The 19,613-nt window shown below is 74.3% G+C and carries 18 protein-coding genes; 7 read left to right on the top strand and 11 right to left on the bottom strand.

From position 1 onward, the window contains the following. Window positions 1–53 precede the first annotated feature (53 nt). From AC2IPW_RS12745 to AC2IPW_RS12730, 4 genes are read right to left on the bottom strand one after another with little or no spacing between them, the layout of a single operon-like run. The gene (locus AC2IPW_RS12745) at window positions 54–833 is read right to left on the bottom strand and encodes a polyprenol monophosphomannose synthase (RefSeq protein ID WP_486376958.1); all 780 of its coding nucleotides are present in this window, start codon (window positions 831–833) and stop codon (window positions 54–56) included. A 35-nt stretch (window positions 834–868) separates the two neighbouring features. Next, complete coding sequence (gene lnt, locus AC2IPW_RS12740; RefSeq protein WP_003937235.1) at window positions 869–2,446, bottom strand: apolipoprotein N-acyltransferase; 1,578 nt, start codon at window positions 2,444–2,446, stop codon at window positions 869–871. After that, a complete protein-coding gene (locus AC2IPW_RS12735; protein ID WP_003937234.1) occupies window positions 2,443–4,053 on the bottom strand; it encodes an amidohydrolase in 1,611 nt (536 codons plus the stop codon). The genes lnt and AC2IPW_RS12735 overlap by 4 nt, the downstream gene beginning before the upstream one ends. A 19-nt stretch (window positions 4,054–4,072) precedes the next feature. Beyond that, on the bottom strand, window positions 4,073–4,597 hold the full coding sequence (locus tag AC2IPW_RS12730; RefSeq protein ID WP_003937233.1) for an FxsA family protein: 525 nt from the start codon (window positions 4,595–4,597) through the stop codon (window positions 4,073–4,075). A gap of 99 nt (window positions 4,598–4,696) precedes the next feature. Between AC2IPW_RS12730 and AC2IPW_RS12725 the strand changes: the two genes are divergently transcribed. The 3 genes from AC2IPW_RS12725 to AC2IPW_RS12715 are packed head-to-tail and all read left to right on the top strand — an operon-like array spanning window position 4,697 to window position 8,377. Beyond that, complete coding sequence (locus AC2IPW_RS12725) at window positions 4,697–5,464, top strand: TSUP family transporter (RefSeq protein ID WP_003937232.1); 768 nt, start codon at window positions 4,697–4,699, stop codon at window positions 5,462–5,464. A 37-nt stretch (window positions 5,465–5,501) separates the two neighbouring features. Further along, the gene (locus AC2IPW_RS12720) at window positions 5,502–7,013 is read left to right on the top strand and encodes a TldD/PmbA family protein (protein WP_486376957.1); all 1,512 of its coding nucleotides are present in this window, start codon (window positions 5,502–5,504) and stop codon (window positions 7,011–7,013) included. Beyond that, window positions 7,010–8,377 carry a metallopeptidase TldD-related protein gene (locus AC2IPW_RS12715; RefSeq protein WP_486376956.1) on the top strand — a complete coding sequence of 456 codons (1,368 nt, stop codon included), beginning with the start codon at window positions 7,010–7,012 and terminating at the stop codon, window positions 8,375–8,377. The genes AC2IPW_RS12720 and AC2IPW_RS12715 overlap by 4 nt, the downstream gene beginning before the upstream one ends. Before the next feature lie 33 nt (window positions 8,378–8,410). On the opposite strand, the gene AC2IPW_RS12710 is transcribed toward AC2IPW_RS12715, so the two are convergent. Continuing rightward, window positions 8,411–8,827, bottom strand: coding sequence for a PPOX class F420-dependent oxidoreductase (locus AC2IPW_RS12710; protein ID WP_003937229.1), 417 nt, complete (start codon window positions 8,825–8,827; stop codon window positions 8,411–8,413). 58 nt (window positions 8,828–8,885) lie between these two features. On the opposite strand from AC2IPW_RS12710, the gene AC2IPW_RS12705 reads away from it, so the two are divergent. Together AC2IPW_RS12705 and AC2IPW_RS12700 are read left to right on the top strand one after the other, a co-directional pair. After that, window positions 8,886–9,710, top strand: coding sequence for a precorrin-3B synthase (locus AC2IPW_RS12705; RefSeq protein ID WP_003937228.1), 825 nt, complete (start codon window positions 8,886–8,888; stop codon window positions 9,708–9,710). 71 nt (window positions 9,711–9,781) lie between these two features. After that, on the top strand, window positions 9,782–11,248 hold the full coding sequence (locus AC2IPW_RS12700) for a dihydrolipoyl dehydrogenase family protein (protein ID WP_003937227.1): 1,467 nt from the start codon (window positions 9,782–9,784) through the stop codon (window positions 11,246–11,248). 9 nt (window positions 11,249–11,257) lie between these two features. Here AC2IPW_RS12700 and dprE2 read toward each other — a convergent pair whose 3' ends face one another. Continuing rightward, window positions 11,258–12,004 carry a decaprenylphospho-beta-D-erythro-pentofuranosid-2-ulose 2-reductase gene (gene dprE2, locus AC2IPW_RS12695; protein ID WP_003937226.1) on the bottom strand — a complete coding sequence of 249 codons (747 nt, stop codon included), beginning with the start codon at window positions 12,002–12,004 and terminating at the stop codon, window positions 11,258–11,260. 62 nt (window positions 12,005–12,066) lie between these two features. Between dprE2 and AC2IPW_RS12690 the strand changes: the two genes are divergently transcribed. After that, window positions 12,067–12,465 (top strand): PPOX class F420-dependent oxidoreductase, encoded by a 399-nt coding sequence (locus AC2IPW_RS12690; protein ID WP_486376955.1) that lies wholly within the window; start codon window positions 12,067–12,069, stop codon window positions 12,463–12,465. A 6-nt stretch (window positions 12,466–12,471) separates the two neighbouring features. Here AC2IPW_RS12690 and AC2IPW_RS12685 read toward each other — a convergent pair whose 3' ends face one another. Then, window positions 12,472–13,602 carry a M24 family metallopeptidase gene (locus AC2IPW_RS12685; protein WP_486376954.1) on the bottom strand — a complete coding sequence of 377 codons (1,131 nt, stop codon included), beginning with the start codon at window positions 13,600–13,602 and terminating at the stop codon, window positions 12,472–12,474. A 27-nt stretch (window positions 13,603–13,629) separates the two neighbouring features. Between AC2IPW_RS12685 and AC2IPW_RS12680 the strand changes: the two genes are divergently transcribed. Continuing rightward, window positions 13,630–14,613: a 5'-3' exonuclease gene (locus tag AC2IPW_RS12680; RefSeq protein WP_486376953.1), complete on the top strand. Its 984-nt coding sequence runs from the start codon at window positions 13,630–13,632 to the stop codon at window positions 14,611–14,613. A 19-nt stretch (window positions 14,614–14,632) separates the two neighbouring features. Here AC2IPW_RS12680 and AC2IPW_RS12675 read toward each other — a convergent pair whose 3' ends face one another. From AC2IPW_RS12675 to tatA, 4 genes are all read right to left on the bottom strand, one after another. After that, window positions 14,633–15,436, bottom strand: a complete 804-nt coding sequence (locus AC2IPW_RS12675) for a DUF4333 domain-containing protein (protein WP_486376952.1) — start codon at window positions 15,434–15,436, stop codon at window positions 14,633–14,635. A gap of 107 nt (window positions 15,437–15,543) precedes the next feature. Then, entirely contained in the window at window positions 15,544–18,273 is a 2,730-nt protein-coding gene (locus AC2IPW_RS12670) for a DEAD/DEAH box helicase (protein ID WP_486376951.1), read from the bottom strand. A 9-nt stretch (window positions 18,274–18,282) separates the two neighbouring features. Next, complete coding sequence (gene tatC / locus AC2IPW_RS12665) at window positions 18,283–19,230, bottom strand: twin-arginine translocase subunit TatC (protein ID WP_486377000.1); 948 nt, start codon at window positions 19,228–19,230, stop codon at window positions 18,283–18,285. Between the two features lie 86 nt (window positions 19,231–19,316). Continuing rightward, window positions 19,317–19,568, bottom strand: a complete 252-nt coding sequence (gene tatA, locus AC2IPW_RS12660; RefSeq protein WP_054375311.1) for a Sec-independent protein translocase subunit TatA — start codon at window positions 19,566–19,568, stop codon at window positions 19,317–19,319. Window positions 19,569–19,613 lie beyond the last annotated feature (45 nt).

Genomic DNA, 19,613 nt, shown 5'->3' with positions numbered 1-19,613 from the left:
CGCCCGAATTGGGGTGGCCGGTCGTCGACCGTCCACCCCCGCCCGCGCGCGGCTCAGCGGCGCAGCAGGCCGCGCAGTTTCGTCCACCGGTTGCGCACGCCCCACACGGTGACCTTGATCAGGGCCTCCTGCACGATGCTGCCGCTCATCTTCGATTCGCCGATGATCCGCTCGGTGAAGGTGATCGGCACCTCGGCGACCGCGAACCCGGCCTGCACGGCCCGCCAGGCGAGGTCGACCTGGAAGCAGTAGCCGTGCGAGGCGACCGCGGCGAGATCGAGGTGCTCGAGCACCTCACGCCGGTAGGCGCGGTAGCCGCCGGTGATGTCGTGGATCCGCACCCCCAGCGCGAGCCGCGAGTAGATGTTGCCGCCGCGGGAGAGCACCTCCCGATGCCACGGCCAGTTCACGACCGTGCCGCCGGGCACGTACCGCGAGCCGAGCACCAGGTCGGCGCCCGCGTCGATCTCCTCGAGCAGCAGGTGCAGCTGCTCGGGGGCGTGGCTGCCGTCGGCGTCCATCTCCACCAGCACGGTGTAGCCACGCTCGAGTCCCCATCGGAAACCGGCGATGTAGGCGGCCCCGAGACCGTTCTTCTCGGTGCGGTGCATCACGTGGATGCGGCCCTCGCTCGCCGCGGCGAGACGATCGGCGACGTCTCCGGTGCCGTCCGGGCTGCCGTCGTCGACGATCAGCACGTGCGTGTGCGGCAGCGCGGCGTGCAACCGGCCGACGATCAGGCCGATGTTGTCACGTTCGTTGTACGTCGGGATGATCACCAGGGTCCGGGCGCTCGGCGCGCTGTCGTTCCCGGCCGGCGTCGCCGCTGCCATCGAAGGTCCTTCCTGTCGCACCGGCCGGCGGCCGGTCATCTCGCGGTGCCGGCTGCGGCCGGCACGGTGGTGCTCCGCCCGCGTGTGCGCACCAGCGCCACGCCGACGGCGGCGACGGCCCCGACGCAGAGCACGAGCTCCGGGATCGGTCCGAGCCGAGTAGCCAGCGTAGCCGTCGTGCGCAGCGGCACCTGCGCCACCAGTACCTCGGGCACGAACAGGGCGCTGCGCGCGGTGACCGTGCCGTCGGCCGCGACCACGGCGCTGACCCCGCTCGTGGCGGCCACCACCACAGCGCGGCCGTGCTCGACGGCCCGCACCCGGGACATCGCCAGCTGCTGGTAGGTCATCTCCGTGTCGCCGAACGTGGCGTTGTTGGTGGGCACGGCCAGCAGCTGCGCGCCGGCGCGCACCGAGTCCCGCAGGGCCCGGTCGAACGCCACCTCGTAGCACGTGGCCACCCCGATCGGGATGCCGGCGGCGTGGACGGTGCCGTCGCCGCTGCCCGGCACGAAGTGCCCGGCCCGATCGGCGTAGTCGGAGAACAGCCGGAAGAACGAGCGGTACGGCAGGTACTCGCCGAACGGCTGGATGATGCGTTTGTCGTGCCGCTCCCCCGGCCCGGTCGCCGGATCCCACACGATCACCGAGTTGGTCGTGGTGCCGTCCCCGTTGACCAGCACGGCGCCCACCAGGATCGGGGCGCCGACCGCGGCCGCCGCGGCGCCGATGTCGGCGGCGGCGTCGCGGTTGCGCAACGGGTCGATGTCGGAGGCGTTCTCCGGCCAGATCACCACGTCCGGGCGCGGCGCGGTGCCTGCCCGCACCCGATCGGCCAGCTCGAAGGTGCGCGCCACGTGGTTGTTCAGCACGGCCTTGCGCTGGGCGTTGAAGTCCAGACCCAGCCGCGGCACGCTGCCCTGGATCGCGGCGACCGTCACGGTGCGCTCGCCCGACTCGGGGGCGGGCAGCGCCGGCCAGGTCGCCAGGGCGAGCAGCGGCGCGGCGACGGTCGTCGCCGCGGCCCGCAGCAGCGGTGACTTCTCCCGGTGCCCGCGGGCGTAACGCCGCCCGGCCCGCGCGCACGCCCACAGTCCCGTGCCGGTCAGCGCCACCGCGAACGACACCAGTGGCGCACCGCCGACCGCGGCGAGACCGACCAGCGGCCCGTCCGGCTGCCCGAACGCGAGCCGGCCCCAGGGGAACCCCCCGAAGGGCACGCTCGCCCGCAGGTACTCGGTCAGGCTCCAGCCGGCCGCGATCCACACCGGTGCCCCCGGCAGGGCCCGCACCTGCACCGCGACCACCCCGAACAGGCCGACGAAGACCGCCTCGGCGGCGGCGAGCGCCAGCCACGGCACCGGGCCCACGTACTCCCCGACCCACGGCAGCAGCGGCACGAAGAATCCCAGGCCGGCGAGACAGCCGTAGCCGAAACCGGCACGGCGGCGCAGCGCCGGCGCCCCCAGCACCCCGGTGAGCAGGGCGATGCCCAGCGGCGCGAGGAACCACAGCGGACGCGGCGGGAAGCTCGCGAACAACAGCAGCCCCGCCGTGACGGCGGCGACGCTGCGGACCACCACCGGCCGGGCGGCGGCGCGCGCGCCGATCACCGGGCGTACACGACGCGGCCGCGGTGCACGCTGCGCAGCAGCACCGGGTCGGGCGTGCCCGGCTCGAGGTTCGGCAGCGGCGCCACCCGCGATCGCGGGTCGGTGGACCAGCGCTGCACACTGTCCTTCGGTGCGCTGATCACGAGTTCGCCCGCGTCCCAGACCGCGTACGACGCGGGTGCCCCGGGATCGAGGGTGCCGGCGATTCCGTCCCGCACCCCGCCGGCGCGCCACGCCCCACGGGTGGCGGCGGCGAACGCGGCGCGGGGGGAGATCCCGCTGCCCGGGGTGCGGTGGTGCACGGCGGCGCGCAGCATCGGCCACGGCCGGGCCGCGGTGACCGGCGCGTCCGAGCCGAACGCGAGGGACATGCCGGTCGCGGCGAGCGGGGCGAACGGGTTGAGGGCGGCGGCGCGGCCGGCGCCGAGGCGGGTGGCGTAGAGCCGGTCCGGTCCGCCCCACAGCGCGTCGAAGCTCGGTTGCATGCTGGCGATCACACCCCAGCTGCCGAGCCGCTCGCCCTGCGCGGCGGTGACCATCTCGAGGTGTTCGAGCCGGTGTCCGCGGGCCGCGACGGCCGGGCCGCCGAGGTCGGCGGCGACCGCGGCGAACGCCTGCACCGCGGCGTCGACGGCGGCGTCGCCGATGACGTGGAAGCCGGCCTGGATGCCGGCTTCGGTGCAGGCCCGCAGGTGCGCGGCCATCTGTTCGACGGTGAGGTAGGCGGTGCCGCAACAGTCGGGGCGGTCGGTGTACGGCGCGGTGAGCCACGCGGTGTGGGAGCCGAGGGCGCCGTCGACGAACAGGTCGCCCCCGAGGGCGTGCCCGCCGGTGGCGGTGAGCAGCGCCCGGGCCTGCTCGGCGGTGGTGACGGCCTCTCCCCAGTAGCCGCGGACCTGCACCCCGTGGTCGGTGGCGAGCAGTTCGGCGAAGTCGTCGCGGCCGGCGATGTCCGGGCCGCCGCACTCGTGCACGGCGACGATGCCGTGGGCCGCGTAGTCGTCGAGGGCGGCGGCCCGGGCCCGGGCCCGTTCGTCCGGGGTGAGCAGGGCGCGGGCGGCGGCGCGGACCGCGTGGTGCGCGGCCGCGGTCAGCGGCCGCTGCGGGTGGTAGCCGTCGAGTCCGGCGAGGTCGGTGGCGGCGCGCAGCGCGGTGGAGGCGGCCGCGGAGTGGGCGTCGACGCGGGTGAGGTAGACGGCGCGGCCGGGGGCGGCGGCGTCGAGGTCGTCGGTGGTGGGGGCGGCGGGGTCCGGCCAGCGGGTCTCGTCCCAGCCGTGCCCCCACACCACGGCGCCGGCGTGACGGGCGGCGTGGTCGCGCACCCGGTGCAGCGCCTCGTCGCGGGACCGGGTGCCGGACAGGTCGAGACCGGTCAGGGCCAGGCCGTGCGCGGTGACGTGCACGTGGGTGTCGACGAAGGCGGGTGCGACGAACGCCCCGCCGAGCTCGACGATCTCGGCGTCCGGGTGCAGGGCGCGGCCGGGCCGGTCCTCCCCCACCCACACGATCTGCCCGTCGGTGACGGCCATCGAGGTGGCGTCGGGGGCGCTGGCGCTGTAGATGCGGCCGCCGACGAGAAGCTGAGTGCGCGGTGCGGGGGACTTCACGGCTACCCAGTGTGCCCCGCTACGGCAGGCGCGGACGGTGCGGGGGGTCGACGATCTCGCCCTCGAGCACGGTCCCGGCGCCGGAGGCGGGGCTGTCGAGGCGGGCCGGGCCGACCACGGTGTGCTCGACGACCTCGCCGTCGACGATCACGACGCGTTCCCCGCGGAAGGTGCCGCCCCGGGCGACGGAGGCGGCGACCCGGCGGGCGGCCAGCGCCCGCACCAGCGGGCGCAGCAGCGCGCGGGTCGGGGGCAGCAGCAGCAGGATCCCCGCGGCGCTGGTCACCGGTCCGGGTACGAGCACGAGCCCGGCCCCGACACCGACCAGCGCGCCGTCGGTCAGGGCCCGGTCCGCGCCGGCGGCGCTGCGGACCCGGCCCAGGTTCTGCAGGGCACGCCGGCCCTGCGCGGCGAGCACCAGGTACCCGAGGACGCTCACCCCGAGGAACACCAGGATGGTCGTGCCGATGCCCAGGGTGGACCCGAGCCACGCCAGCGCCCCGATCTCGACGACGACGTAGGCCAGGAACAGCAGCGCGATCATGGGGTGATCCTTCCAGCTGCCGGGAACGGTGCGGCGGTCATACCCGCTCAACGAACGGCGCCGCGGTTTTGCTCCCGGCCGCTGTGATCGAATGGCCGCGTGGGTGCGGGCGACTGGGCGGTTCTGATGGCGGCGGCGACCGCCGCCGGGTGGGTCGACGCCGTCGTCGGTGGGGGCGGGTTGATCCTGTTGCCGGCGCTGTTCGTCGTCTCCCCGCAGCTGACACCGGCGGCCGCGCTGGCGACGAACAAGCTCACCGCCATCTGCGGCACCGGCGCGGCGGTGGTGACCTTCGCGCGGCGGATCCGGCTGCAGTGGCCGGTCCTGGCTCCGGCGGCGGTCCTGGCCGCGGTCGCGGCGGCGGCGGGCGCGGCGACGGTCTCGCGGATCGACAAGGACCTGTTCGTTCCGATGGTGATGGTGGTGCTGGTGGCGGTCGCGGTGTTCGTGACGCTGCGGCCGCAGGTCGGCACGACCCTGGTGCACGAACCCCCGACGGCGCGGCGCACGGTCCTGGTGGTGCTGACCGCGGCCGCGGTGATCGGCTTCTACGACGGCCTGCTCGGCCCGGGCACCGGCACGTTCCTGATCATCACGTTCGCGACGCTGCTCGGCACCGAGTTCGTGCGGTCGGCGGCGATGGCGAAGGTGATCAACCTCGGGTCCAATTTCGGGGCGCTGGTGTATTTCGCGGCGGCCGGGTACGTGTGGTGGTCGCTGGGGTTGGCGCTGGCGGTGTGCAACATCGCGGGCGCGGTCGCCGGGTCGCGGACGGCGCTGCGCCGCGGCGCGGGATTCGTGCGGGCGGTGCTGCTGGTCGTGGTGCTGGTGATGGTGGTGCGTCTGGGCTGGCAGCAGTTCGGGTGAGCCGGCGCGCCGGGTGCGACCCAGTACGGTGGTGCCCGTGAGCACCGTCGACGCCGACTTCCTCGCCCTGCCGTTGTGGACACTCGCGGACGCGGCGCTGTCCGCCGCCCGCGCCGCCGGTGCCTCCCACGCGGATCTGCGGGTGCACCGCGTGCACAGCCAGTCGCTGAGCCTGCGGGACGGCGCCGTGCAGGCCGCCGTCGACAGCGTCGACACCGGGCTGGCCGTGCGGGTGGTGGTCGACGGCACCTGGGGCTTCGCCTCGCACGCCGAGCTGAGCCCGGCCGTCGCGGCGGCCACGGCGCGGCAGGCGATCGAGGTGGCCCGGACGTTGCGGGCGCTGAACCGGGACCGGGTCGAGCTCGCCGACGAGCCGGTCTACGCGGACGCGGTGTGGGTCTCGTCGTACGAGATCGACCCGTTCACGGTGCCCACCGCGCAGAAGGTGGCGCGGCTGGCGGAGTTCTCCCGGCACCTGCTCGACGCCGACGAGGTCGATCATGTGACGGCGAACTGTGTCCAGGTCAAGGAGCAGACGTTCTACGCGGACCTGGCCGGCTCGGCGATCACCCAGCAGCGGGTCCGGATCGCCCCGCAGCTCGAGGCGACCGCCGTGGACCGGCGCACCGGCGAGTTCGAGACGATGCGCACCCTCGCCCCACCGGTGGGGCGGGGCTGGGAGTATGCGGCCGGCGACGCGCACTGGGACTGGAGTGCGGAGCTGGCGCAGATCCCCGGGTGGCTGGCGGAGAAGGCGACGGCCCCCAGCGTGCAGGCGGGGCCGACGGACCTGGTGATCGACCCCACCAACCTGTGGTTGACGGTTCACGAATCGATCGGGCACGCAACGGAATACGATCGGGCCATCGGGTACGAGGCAGCCTACGCGGGCACCTCGTTCGCCACCCCCGACGGGCTCGGCACGCTGCGCTACGGCACCGACGTGATGCAGGTGACGGCGGACCGCACCGTCGCGCACGGGCTCGCCAGCGTCGGCTGGGACGACGACGGGGTCGCCGCCCAGTCCTGGGACCTGGTGCGGGACGGGATGCTGGTCGGCTACCAGCTCGACCGGGTGTTCGCGCCGCGGCTGGGCCTGCCGCGTTCGAACGGCTGCTCGTACGCCGACTCGGCGCATCACGTGCCGATCCAGCGGATGGCGAACGTGTCGCTGCAACCGGACCCGGCGGCCGACACCACCACCGCCGAGCTCATCGCCCGCGTCGACGACGGGCTCTACGTCGTCGGCGACAAGTCCTGGTCGATCGACATGCAACGCTACAACTTCCAGTTCACCGGCCAGCGGTTCTACCGGATCCGGGGTGGCACGCTCGCCGGGCAGGTGCGCGATGTGGCCTACCAGGCCACCACGACCGACTTCTGGGGCTCGCTCGAGGCGGTGGGCGGGCCGTCGACGTGGCAACTCGGCGGCGCCGTGAACTGCGGCAAGGCCCAGCCCGGGCAGGTCGCCCCGGTCAGCCACGGCTGCCCGTCGGCGCTGCTGCGGTCGGTGAACGTCCTCAACACCCGCGCGGAGGGCCGGCGATGATCGAGGCGCAGGAACAGCTCGAGCGGGCGCTGCGCTGCTCGACCGCCGACGAGACGATCGTGCTGGTCACCGACACCGGCGAGGCGTCGCTGCGGTGGGCCGGCAACTCGATGACCACCAACGGGATCTCTCGTTCCCGCAGCTGGACGGTGATCGCGGTCCTGCGCGGCGACACCACCCGGGTCGGGGTGGTGACATCGAGCAGCGTCGACCCGGCCGACATCGCCCCGACCGTGCAGGCGGCGGTGGCGGCGGCCGCGGCGGCGGCCCCGGCCGAGGACGCGGTGCCGCTCGTCGGGGGGGACGGCGAGCCCGGCGACTGGGCCGACGCTGCGGCCGGGACCGACATCACGGTGTTCGGGCGGCTCGTCGACGATCTCGCCGCCGGCTTCGACGGCGCCGATCAGCTCTACGGCTTCGCCCACCACCGGATCTCGACGACCTGGCTGGGCACCTCGAGCGGGGTGCGGCGCCGGTTCACCGAGCCGGAGGGATCGGTGGAGATCAACGGCAAACGGGGCGGGCTGACCGGGCCGAGTGCGTGGGCCGGGGCCGGCACCCGCGACTTCACCGATGTCGACACCCCGTCCCTGCTGGCGGAGCTGTCGCGGCGGCTGGACTGGGCGCGCCGCACCGTCGAGCTGCCGGCCGGGCGCTACGAGACGCTGCTGCCGCCGTCGGCGGTGGCGGACCTGATGATCTACCTGATGTGGTCGATGGAGGGCCGCGGCGCCGAGGAAGGGCACACCGCGCTGTCGCGGCCCGGCGGCACCCGCGTCGGCGAACGGCTCACCGCGCTGCCGTTGACGCTGTTCTCCGATCCCGCCGCCCCCGGCCTGGAGTACGCGCCGTTCGTCACGGCCACCGCCTCGTCGAACTCGGTGTCGGTGTTCGACAACGGCATGGACCTCGCGCGGGTCGACTGGGTGCGGGCGGGCACGGTGCACGCGCTGGCGTACCCGCGGGCCGCCGCCGCCGAGTTCGGGGCGCCGGCCGCCGCGCCCGGGCAGAACCTGCTCCTGACCGGCGGCGGCACGGCCGGCGTGGACGAGATGGTGGCCCGCACCGAGCGGGGACTGCTGCTGACGACCCTGTGGTACATCCGGGAGGTCGACCCGGCGACGTTGCTGCTGACCGGACTGACCCGCGACGGCGTGTATCTGGTCGAGGACGGTGCGGTGACGGCGGAGGTGAACAACTTCCGGTTCAACGAGAGCCCGCTGGATCTGCTGCGGCGCACCACCGAGGCCGGTGGCACGCAGCGCACCCTGCCGCGGGAATGGAAGGACTGGTTCACCCGCACCGCGATGCCGCCGCTGCGGATCCCCGACTTCCACATGTCGTCGGTCAGCCGCGCCCGCTGACCCCGCGGCGACCCGGGCCCCGCCGGTCTCCGCTCACCGGCCGGGACCGGGCTCCGGGGCGGACTCGCCCGCCTCGACGACACAGGCGAGCCCGACGGTGCCGGCGCGCCCGCGGCGCAGCACACTGCCCTTGACCGTGAGCCACCCCAGGATCCCGTACTTGCGGGCGATCACCGCCCGCGCCCGCTCGGTGCCGGCCGCGTCGAGCACCGTGGCGGTGCCGGGCACCGCGTCGCTGCGCGGTGTGCCGCGCGCGTCGCACACCGCGACGGTGATCCGCGGATCGCGGCGCAACCGCCTGACCTTGTAGGAGTCGGTGACGGTCCACACCAGCAGCCGGTCGGCGTCGGCGGCCGCCCACACCGCGGTCGGCACCGGGGTGCCGTCCCTGCGGAAGGTGGTCAGCAGCACGTACTTCGCGGCGGCGAGGTCGCCGAAGGTCGGGGTCATGGGCCACACCCTACGGACGGGCGGGCCGCGCCGACCGCCGCCGTCTAGCCTGGAGGCCATGCCGCACGCTCATGAACCCGCCGACCTGGTCGAGGTGTCCCTGCCCGGCGGCCGGCTCGCGGCGGCGCAGCTGCAGCTCCTCGCCGACCTCGCCCACGAACACGCCGGGGGCAACCTGGTCCTCACCACCGACGGTCTCGGGCTGCGCGGGAACCGCGCCGAGCTCACCGCGCAGCTGACCGGCCACGGCTTCGACCTGCCCGGACAGCACCGACGCCGCCTGCTCGCCTCGCCGCTGTCCGGCCGCCGCGGCGGGCACGTCGACGTGCGGGAGATCCTCGCCGAGATGCATCGTCGCCTCCCCGCGCCCGCGCCGGACCGCGACCTCGTCGTCGGGATCGACGACGGCAGCGGCGACATCGCGGCCCTGGCCCCCGAGGTGGGGGCGGCGGCGCTGCCCGACCGACGGTGGGCGCTGCTGCTCGACGGCACCGACACCGGGGTGCGCCTGGCGCCCGGCGACGTCGTCGAGACGCTGATCGCGGCGGCGCAGCGGCCCCACCGGGCCGGGGTCGCCGCCACCCTCGCCGCCCTGGGCCTGGAGCCGTCGGCGCCGCCGGTGCCGCGCCCGCCGGCTCCGGCCCGGCCCGTGGGCTGGTTCGACCAGCCCGACGGTGCGGTCACCCTCGGCGGTGGTCTGCCCGGGGCGGTGCTGCCGGCGCGGATGGCGGAGTTCCTCGCGGCCGTGGATCGTCCCCTGGTGGTGACGCCGTGGTCGGTGGTGCTGCTGTGCGACCTCGACGAATGGGCCGCCGAACAGGTGGTGCGGGTCCTCGCCCCGATGGGACTGATCTTCGACGCCGACTCCCCCGAGCTGAACTGAGCCGAGCGGGACGCTGCGGCCGCGGTCGCGTTCCGGGCGCGCCCGACCCGCACGCGGCCTACCGTGGGCTCATGAGCATCGGTGCCGGGTCCGAGTCCGAGGTGTTCGATGTCGTCGTCCTCGGCGGCGGACCCGCCGGGGAGAACGCCGCCGCCTATGCGATCGCCGGCAGCGACCGCACCGCCGTGCTGGTCGAACACGAACTCGTCGGCGGCGAATGCTCCTACTGGGCGTGCATGCCGAGCAAGGCGCTGCTGCGCCCGGGCCAGGTGCTCGCTGCGGCCCGGCACATGCCCGGCGTCGCCGCCAAGGTCGCCGCCCACGGCGTCGACGTCACCGACGTCCTCGCCCGCCGGGACGCGTTCACCGACAACCGGGACGACACCGCCCAGGTCGAGTGGGCGCGCGGCGCCGGGATCGCGGTCGTGCGCGGGCACGGCCGCCTCACCGCCCGGTGCGAGGTCACCGTGGACGGTCCGCAGCCGCGCCGGCTGCGGGCTCGACACGCGGTGGTGGTGGCCACCGGCAGCACCGCGACCGTGCCCGACGTGCCGGGACTGCGCGCGGCCCGGCCGTGGACCTCGCGGGACGCGACGAACCTGCACCAGGTGCCGCGGCGCGCCGCGATCGTCGGGGGCGGCGTCGTCGCCTGCGAGATCGCGACCTGGCTGCGCGAGCTCGGCACCGAGGATCTGACGATGCTGGTGCGCGGGCACCGGCTGCTCGCCCGCACCGAGCCGTTCGCCGGCGCCGCCGTCGCCGAGACGCTGCGCGAGCACGGCGTCCGGCTGCGGTTCGGCACGACGACGGCGGAAGTGTCCCGCCCGGACGTCGCGGACACCGGCATCGGACGCATCCACGGCGGCCCGGTGCGGCTGCGCCTCGACGACGGCGGCGCCGTCGAGGTCGACGAGCTGATCGTCGCGGCCGGGCGCCGGCCCGCGACCACCGGACTCGGGCTCGACACGGTCGGGTGGGACGGGGACGGCCCGCTGCGCACCGACGACCACATGAGCGTCGCCGGGGTGGACGGGCACTGGCTCTACGCCGTCGGCGACGTCACCGGCCGGACCGCGCTGACGCACATGGGTAAGTACCAGGGGCGGGTGTGCGGCGACGTGATCGCCGCCCGCGCCGAGGGACGTGCCCTCGACGCGCCCCGGTTCCGGGCGCGCGCCGACCACGGCCAGGTGCCGCAGGTGGTGTTCACCGCCCCGGAGGTCGCGGCCGTGGGCCGCACCGCGGCCGACGCCCGCGCCGACGGCCTCGACGTCGAGGTGCTCGAGGTCGACATCGCCGTGGCCGGCTCCGCGCTGGCGCGGGACGATTTCACCGGACGCGCCGCCCTCGTGGTCGACCGCGCCACCGACACCGTGGTGGGGGCGACGTTCGCGGGTACCGACGTGGCCGAGCTGCTGCACGCCGCGACGGTCGCGGTGGTCGGCGCGGTGCCACTCGAGACGCTGTGGCATGCGGTACCGGCGTATCCGACGGTCGGCGAGGTGTGGTTGCGGCTGCTCGAGTCCCGCCGCCGCTGACCGCGCCGGTCAGCGCGGCAGTCGCCGCCAGATCGGCCGCGGCAGCAGCCGCATCCCGAAGAACACCGGCCGCAGCACCGCCGGCACCCACACCTCGCCGCGGCCGCGGCGCAGCGCCGTCACCGTCGCGTCCGCGACCCGGTCCGGGGTGCTCGACAGCGGCGCGGGGCTCATACCCTCGGTCATGCGGCCGACGACGAACCCGGGTCGCACCAGCAGCAGCGACACGCCGCTGCCGTGCAGCGCATCCGCCAGGCCGGAGGCGAATCCGTCGAGACCGGCCTTCGCGGAGCCGTACACATAGTTCGCGCGGCGCACCCGCACCCCCGCCACCGACGAGAACACCACGATCCGACCCGACCCCTGGGCACGCAGATGCGCCGCCAGCGCCGTGAGCAGGGCCACGTGGGCGACGTAGTCGGTGTGCACGATCGCCACGGCATGTGCCGGGTCGTGTTCGGCGCGGTGCTGGTCGCCGAGGATGCCGAACGCGAGGACCGCCACGTCGATCGGCCCGTACAGCATCGCGAGGTCGGCGAGGGTCTGCTCGTGGGTGTCGAGCCGGTCGGCGTCGAACTCGACGGTGTGCACGGCGGCGGCACCGGCGTCGAGCACGGCGCGGCGCTGCGCCTCGAGATCGCCGGCGCGGCGTGCGGCCAGGACCACGGTGCGGCCGCGGGCCAGCCGGACGGCCACCGCCGTCCCGATCTCGCTGCGGCCCCCGAAGACGACGATCGAACCCTGCTCGTTGCTCACCGCACCAGTGTGCCGGGTGGCGCCGCGGGGCGCGCGGGCCGGGTTCGGCTACCGTCGCAGGCATGGCCCGCACCCCCGCCGCGCTCGGCGACGCCGCGTTGCAGTTCCTCACCGAATACCATCTCGGCACGCTCACGACGCTGCGCAAGGACGGCAGCCCGCACGTGGTGGCCGTCGGCTTCACGTGGGACCCGGAGGCCGGGGTGGTGCGGGTGATCACCAATGCGACCTCGCAGAAGGCGCTCAACGCCGACCGCCGCGGGTACGGCGCCGTCAGCCAGGTCGAGCGGGGCCGCTGGCTCACCCTCGAAGGTCCCGCCCGGGTGCGGACGGAACCGGAGGCCGTCGCCGAGGGGGTGCACCGCTACACCGCGCGGTACCGGACGCCGCGGCCCAACCCGACCCGGGTGGTGGTGGAGATCACCGTCGAGCGGGTGATGGGCTCGGTGCTCGACAAGTAGGGCCGCTCACCCCGGCAGCACCGTCAGTCCGTGCGGACGGTGGTTGAGCGGCTCGCAGCCGTCCTCGGTGACCACCACGATGTCCTCGATGCGCGCACCCCACTCGCCGCGGAAGTAGATGCCCGGTTCGATGCTGAACGCCATCCCGGGCCGCAGCACATCGGTGTTGCCGTCGACGATGTACGGCTCCTCGTGGACGGACAGCCCGATGCCGTGCCCGGTGCGGTGCACGAAGACCTCGGCGAGGCCGTGCGCGGCGAGGACGTCGCGGGCGGCGGCGTCGATCGAGGCGGCGGTGACCCCGGGCCGGACCGCGTCGACCGCCGCCCGCTGCGCCGCCTCGAGCAGCGCCACCTTCGCCGCGACGTCGTCGGGGGGCGCGCCGAGGCTGTAGGTGCGGGTGGAGTCGGAGTAGTAGCCGGGCTCGACCGGGCCGCCGATGTCGACGACCACGACGTCGCCGGGTTCGAGGACCCGGTCGGAGACCTCGTGGTGGGGGTCGGCGCCGTGCGGGCCGGATCCGACGATGACGAAGGCGGCCTCGGTGTGGCCCTCGGCGACGATCGCGGCGGTGATGTCGGCCGCGACCTGCGCCTCGGTGCGGCCGGGCCGCAGCCACCGTTCCATCTGCGCGTGCACCCGGTCGATGGCGGCGCCGGCGCGGCGCAGCGCCGCGACCTCCTCGTCGTCCTTGACCATGCGCAGCTGCCGCACCACCTCGGTCGCCAGCACGGGCGGCACCGCGAACCGGGTCGCGAGCGGCACCAGGTGCAGGGCCGGCATGGCGTCGACGACCGCGGTGCGCGGACGCTCCGGCAGCAGCGCCGCGACCTGCGCGTACGGGTCCTGCCCGTCGACCCAGTCGTGGACCGGCAGGTTCAGGTCCGCGGCGGCGGAGTCGGTGAGGGAGGCCAGCTCGAGGCGTGGGACGACGACGGAGGCGGGGCCGCCGGCGGTGGGGATCACCAGGCAGGTGAGCCGCTCGAACGATTCCGCTCGGGAGCCGAGCAGGTAGCGCAGGTCCGGGCCGGGGGTGACGAGCAGCGCGTCGAGACCGGCGTCGTGACCGAGGGCGGCGGCCCGGGCGAGGCGATCGGCGTACACGGAGGCGGGGAAGCGGCGCTCGGGGGAACTCATGCCGACAGCGTAGTGGCGTTTGGCAGGATGACCGGTGTGACTGCGACGCCGGCCTCCGCCGCCCCCGTGCCCCCCACCGGCCCGTTGATGCTGCTCGACGGGGCGAGCCTGTGGTTCCGCGCGTTCCACGCGCTGCCCGAGTCGCTCACCGCCCCGGACGGGCGCCCGGTCAACGCGGTGCGAGGGTTCACCGACATGGTGGCGTCGCTGATCACCAAGCATCGGCCCGCGCGGCTGGTGGTGTGCCTGGACCTGGACTGGCGGCCGGCGTTCCGGGTGGCGGCGGTGCCGAGTTACAAAGCGCACCGGGTGGCGGCCGGGTCGGACGGCACCGCCGAGGAGGTGCCGGCGGCGCTGCCGCCGCAGGTGCCGATGATCATCGACGTGCTGGCCGCGGTCGGGCTCGCCACCGCCGGGGCGGCCGGGTTCGAGGCCGACGACGTGATCGGCACTCTCGCCGCCGGCGAGGCCCGGGATCCGGTGCTGGTGGTCAGCGGGGACCGGGATCTGCTGCAGGTGGTGCGCGACGGCGCGGCGCCGGTGCGGGTGGTGTACGTGGGGCGGGGCCTGGCCAAGGCCGAGGTGTTCGGTCCGGCGGAAGTCGCCGCCCGGTACAGGCTTCCGCCCGCGCGGGCCGGAGCGGCCTACGCCGAACTGGCGGCGCTGCGCGGGGACCCGTCGGACGGGTTGCCGGGGGTCAAGGGGGTCGGGGAGAAGACCGCGTCGACGCTGCTGCAGGAGTACGGGTCGCTGGCGGCGCTGCGCGCGGCGGCCGCGGATCCGGCGTCGGGACTGGCGAAGGGGGTGCGCGCCAAGCTGGTCGACGCCGGCGAGTATCTGGACGCGGCGGTGCCGGTGGTGCGGGTGGCCACCGACGCTCCGGTCCGGGTGTCGCGGCCGGACCCGATCCCGGTGACCCCGGTCGATCCGGAAGGGCTCGAACGGCTGGCGCAGGACTTGGGGATCGGGCGGTCCGTCGCCCGGTTGACCGCGGCGGTGGCCGGGGTGTGAGGGCGACGGACCGGCGTGCTCAGTTGGGTCGGCTGACCTCGTAGGTACCCTCGTCGTCGGTGAAGGTCAGGGTCACGGTCCGGAACTGCCCGTCCACCGTGAGGGTGCACTCGAAGCTGTTGCCCGCCTTGACTTCTTCACCGTCCGGGCACCGTACGTCGGAGACGTCGGTGGCGCCGTACGACTCGGTGAGGACCTTCTCGACGCCGGCCTGCGCGGCCTCGGGGTCGAGGGTGTCGGTGCCGCCGAGGAGCAGGACGGCGCCGATGATCGCCCCGATCAGCACCAGCGCAGCGACGGCCAGGCCGACGATCAGGCCGGTCTTCGACTTCGTCTGCGGTGCACCGGCATTCCATTGGTTCGCGCCGGTCGCTCCCCACTGCTGGCCGGGCTGCTGCCCCCACTGGCCCTGCTGCTGTCCCCACTGCCCCTGCTGCGGCTGGCCGGGCTGCTGTCCCCACTGCCCCTGCTGCGGCTGACCGGGCTGCTGTCCCCACTGGCCCTGCTGCGGCTGCCCCTGTTGCGGTTGCCCCCACTGCTGGCCGGGCTGCTGGCCCCACTGCGCCTGCTGCGGCTGACCGGGCTGCTGGCCCCACTGGCCCTGCTGCGGCTGGCCCTGTTGCGGTTGCCCCCACTGCTGGCCGGGCTGGGCCTGGCCTGGACCCTGCTGGGCCCACGACTGGCCGGGAGCCTGCCCCTGCTGCGGCGTGCCGAACGCCTGAGTCGGCTCCGGCCCCTGCTCGGCTCCGGAGGACGGCGGGGGTGACGGCGCCCACTGCTTGGTCGAATCGTCGGAATCCTGCGGGTCGTGCGGACCGCTCATTGTCGCCTCCACCTGCCTTCGCTGTGTCCAATTACCGTAGTCGTAGCACCCCACCCACCACGAGGAAGCCGTGTGGCAGCGCGCGTATCAAACCACACGCGATGTCCTCACGCCGCATCGACCGCGACGACACCGCGCCGGATCGCGCCGATCGCGCGGGCGGCCGTCTTGGCGATCTGCGGGTCGACGGCGCCGGTGCGGATCTGATCGAGCAGATCGATGACCTGCCGGCACCAGCGCACGAAATCGCCCGCCGACAGGTCACGTCCCGCGGTGCCGGCCGCGAGCAGAGCCTCGGTCAACGACTGGGTACTCACCCACGTGTAGATGGCGTCGACGAATCCGGGATCCGGTTCCCGGGTCGGGGGCAGCTTGAAGCGGACCTCGTCGGCGCGCAGCTGACCGCACAGACGGACGGTGTCGGCGAGCGCGCGACGCAGCGGCCCGGTCGGCCCGTACTCGGTGGCGCCCTCCTCGACGCGGGCCTCGTACACCACGGCCGAGACGACCGCGGCGAGCTCGGCGGGCGAGAGCCCGGCCCACACCTGGTGGCGCAGGCATTCGGCGACCAGCAGGTCGCTCTCGCTGTAGATGCGGGCGAGCCGCTCCCCCGCCTCGGTGGTCGACGGATCGTCGCCGGCGGTGAGGTAGCCCCGCTCGGTCAGCAACGCGACGATCCGCTCGAAGGTGCGCGCGAGGGAATTGGTGGTGGCCGCGGACTGGCGGCGCATCTGGGCCACCTCCCGGCCCAGCCGGTTGTAGCGCTCCCCGACCCGGGCGAGACGGTCGAGGTCGGGATGCTGGTGGGCCGGGTGGCGGCGCAGCCGCCGCCGCAGCGTGTCGATCTCGCGGCTGTCGCCGTTCTTGGCGCGCTTGGGTCGGCGCGGCGCGGCGATCCCGGTGCTGCGCAACGCCGACGCGAGGTCCCGGCGGGCCCGGGCGGTGCGGGCGTCGGCGTGCCGGGGCAGCCGGAGCTTGCCCAGCGCGGTCGCCGGGGCCGGGAAGTCCGCGGCCGACACCCGCCCGGACCAGGCGTCCGCGGTGACCACGAGCGGCCGGGGGTCGGTGACGTCGGTGTCGGTCTCGAGGACGACGGCCAGGCCGGTACGCCGGCCGCCGGGGATGGCGACGATGTCGCCGCGGCGCAGCGCGAGCAGCGACGCGACCGCCGCCTGCCGGCGGTCCTGCCGCGCCTGGCGTTCGCGGGCACGTTCGAGCTGGGTCAGTTCCTCGCGCAGCTGCAGGTAGTCGAGGATCTCACCGTCCTCGCCGCCGAGCTGGTCGCGCAGCTTGGCGAGGGCCTTCTCGTTGCGTTCGATGCCACGGGTCAGGCCGACGACCGACTTGTCCGCCTGGAACTGCGCGAAGGACCGTTCCAGCAGTGCCCGGGAGTGTTCGGCGCCGACCGCGTCGATCAGGTTGACCGCCATGTTGTACGACGGGCGGAACGAGCTGCGCAGCGGGAATGTGCGGGTGGAGGCGAGCCCGGCGACGTCGGTGGGTTCGAGACCCGGCTGCCACAGCACCACCGCGTGGCCCTCGATGTCGATGCCGCGCCGCCCGGCCCGCCCGGTGAGCTGGGTGTACTCGCCCGGGGTGAGCTCGGCGTGGGTTTCGCCGTTGTACTTGACCAGCTTCTCGAGCACCACGGTGCGGGCCGGCATGTTGATGCCCAGGGCGAGGGTTTCGGTGGCGAACACCGCCCGCACCAGGCCGCGGACGAACAGGTCCTCGACGGTGTGCCGGAACGCCGGGAGCATGCCGGCATGGTGGGCGGCGATGCCGCGTTCGAGGGCGGCGCGCCACTCCCGGAAGCCGAGCACCTCGAGGTCGGCGCGCGGCAGGTCGCCGGTGTGCTCGTCGACGACCGCCCGGATCTGCGCGATCTCGTCCTCGGAGGTCAGGTGCAGTCCGGCGCGCAGGCACTGACCGACGGCGGCGTCGCAGCCGGCGCGGCTGAAGACGAACGTGATCGCCGGCAACAGCCCCTCCCGGTCGAGGCGGGCGACGACCTCCGGGCGCGGCGGCGGCCGGAACCCGATGCGTCCGCGGGGCCCGCCCCACCGGCCGGCCGAGTCGAGGGCGGCGCGGCGGCGCACCTGCTCGACGAGTTCCCGGTTGACCACGACACCGCGGCGGCCGGTGCCGTCCGCCGCGTCGGGGTGTGCGGCGGATTCGAACAGGTCGAAGATGCGGGGGCCGACCATGACGTGCTGGTGCAGCGGAATGGGCCGCACCTCGTCGACGACGACGGTGGTGTCCCCGCGCACGGTCTCCATCCAGTCGCCGAACTCCTCGGCGTTGGAGACGGTCGCGGACAGGCTGACCAGGCGCACGTCCTCGGGCAGGTGCAGGATGACCTCCTCCCACACCGCGCCGCGGAACCGGTCGGCGAGGAAGTGCACCTCGTCCATCACCACGTGGGTCAGCCCGATCAGCGTGGTCGAGGACGCGTAGAGCATGTTGCGCAGCACCTCGGTGGTCATCACCACCACCGGGGCGTCCGGGTTGACGGACTGATCCCCGGTGAGCAGCCCGACCGCGGCCTTGCCGTAGCGGGCGACGAGATCGGCGTACTTCTGGTTGCTCAGCGCCTTGATGGGGGTGGTGTAGAAGCACTTGCTGCCGGCGCGCAGCGCCAGATGCACGGCGAACTCCCCGACCACGGTCTTGCCGGCGCCGGTGGGCGCGCACACGAGCACACCGTGCCCGCCCTCGAGGGCGCGGCAGGCCTGCACCTGGAACGGGTCGAGCGGGAAGGGCAGCTCGGCGGCGAACTCGGCGAGCCGGGGCGGCAGCGTGGTCGCGGTGGATCCGGTGTCGGGTGAGTCGGTCACAGGCGGCGACTAGAGGGTGTCGGAGTAGTCGGCGGACGCGGGCCCGGGCGGCGGCGTGGAGGTGGGCGCGGGCACCGGAGCCGGCGGTGTGATCGGCGAGCTCTCGTCGTCGTCGAGGTCACCCCAGCCCTGTTCCCGGTCGCGGCGGGCACGGCGCTTGTCGTGGAGGCGGGCGATCTGGATGGCCAGTTCGAGCAGCAGGGTCAGGGCGGCGGCCAGCGCCAGCATCGAGAACGGATCCTGGCCGGGGGTGGCGACGGCCGCGAAGACGAACATCGCCATGATCAGCCCGCGCCGCCACGCCTTGAGCTTGGCGTAGCTGAGCACCCCGACGGCATTGAGGGCGACGATGACGAGGGGGATCTCGAAGGACACCCCGAAGATCACGAGCAGGTTGATGATGAACCCGAAGTACTCCGAGCCCGACAGCGCGGTGACCTGCACGTCGTTGCCGACGGTGAGCAGGAACGACAATGCGTGCGAGACCACCAGGTACGCCAGGACGGCGCCCGCGACGAACAGCGCCGCGCCGGAGACGACGAACCCGATCGCGTAGCGGCGTTCCTTCGCATACAGACCGGGGGTGATGAACGCCCACAGCTCGTACAGCCAGATCGGGCAGGCGAGCACGATGCCCGCGGTCAGCGCCACCTTCAGCCGCAGCATGAACTGTTCGAACGGCCCCGTGGCGAGCAGACGGCAGCTGTCGTCGGGGCTGATGTCGGCGCGCGCGGACGACGGCAGATCACAGTAGGGGCCGCGCAGGATCTCGCCGAGGCTCGGCAGCCCGAACAGGCTGGTGCTGTACCAGACGAACCCGACGATCGTGGTGAGGACCACCGCGGCGAGGGCGATGAGCAGGCGGGTGCGCAGTTCGTAGAGGTGCTCGACCAGCGACATGGTGCCGTCGGGATTGGTCTTGCGTCGGCTTCGACGCGGATCGAACGGGATGCGCACGGTGCGGTTCTCAGCTCCTGTCACGGCCGCTGGGATCAGCGGAGGACCGGGACATCCGCGCGGATGTCCCGGTCAGGGTAATGCGGTCAGGCCGAACGCGATTCGGGATGCGACGGCTGCGGCTGCGGCTCCACGGGCGCCTGGGCCGGCGGCAACGGGCTCGGAGCCTGCTGCTGCGCGGGGCGCGCGTCGTCGTTCTGCATCTCCTTGACCTCGCTCTTGAAGATGCGCAGCGACCGGCCGAGACCGCGGGCCGCATCGGGCAGCTTCTTCGAACCGAACAGGATGATCACGACGATCGCGACGATGGCCCAGTGCCAGGGGCTCATTGCACCCATTATCAACCTCCACTGATCTGCTGGCGTCGATGCTACCGGACCACC

This window comes from Rhodococcus sp. NS-SX18 (assembly GCF_057367935.1).
Note: the sequence above shows the minus strand (reverse complement) of the source record. Positions and strands in the feature narration are given on the sequence as shown.

Bases quoted from the DNA above. Each gene is read 5' to 3' on its own strand.
- AC2IPW_RS12690 (WP_486376955.1), top strand. From the start codon at position 12,067: ATGGCCCGCACCCCCGCCGCGCTCGGCGACGCCGCGTTGCAGTTCCTC.
- AC2IPW_RS12680 (WP_486376953.1), top strand. From the start codon at position 13,630: ATGACCGGTGTGACTGCGACGCCGGCCTCCGCCGCCCCCGTGCCCCCC.
- tatA (WP_054375311.1), bottom strand. From the start codon at position 19,568: ATGGGTGCAATGAGCCCCTGGCACTGGGCCATCGTCGCGATCGTCGTG.
- AC2IPW_RS12675 (WP_486376952.1), bottom strand. From the start codon at position 15,436: ATGAGCGGTCCGCACGACCCGCAGGATTCCGACGATTCGACCAAGCAG.
- AC2IPW_RS12685 (WP_486376954.1), bottom strand. From the start codon at position 13,602: ATGAGTTCCCCCGAGCGCCGCTTCCCCGCCTCCGTGTACGCCGATCGC.
- AC2IPW_RS12745 (WP_486376958.1), bottom strand. From the start codon at position 833: ATGGCAGCGGCGACGCCGGCCGGGAACGACAGCGCGCCGAGCGCCCGG.
- AC2IPW_RS12710 (WP_003937229.1), bottom strand. From the start codon at position 8,827: ATGACCCCGACCTTCGGCGACCTCGCCGCCGCGAAGTACGTGCTGCTG.
- AC2IPW_RS12715 (WP_486376956.1), top strand. From the start codon at position 7,010: ATGATCGAGGCGCAGGAACAGCTCGAGCGGGCGCTGCGCTGCTCGACC.
- AC2IPW_RS12730 (WP_003937233.1), bottom strand. From the start codon at position 4,597: ATGATCGCGCTGCTGTTCCTGGCCTACGTCGTCGTCGAGATCGGGGCG.
- AC2IPW_RS12700 (WP_003937227.1), top strand. From the start codon at position 9,782: ATGAGCATCGGTGCCGGGTCCGAGTCCGAGGTGTTCGATGTCGTCGTC.
- AC2IPW_RS12705 (WP_003937228.1), top strand. From the start codon at position 8,886: ATGCCGCACGCTCATGAACCCGCCGACCTGGTCGAGGTGTCCCTGCCC.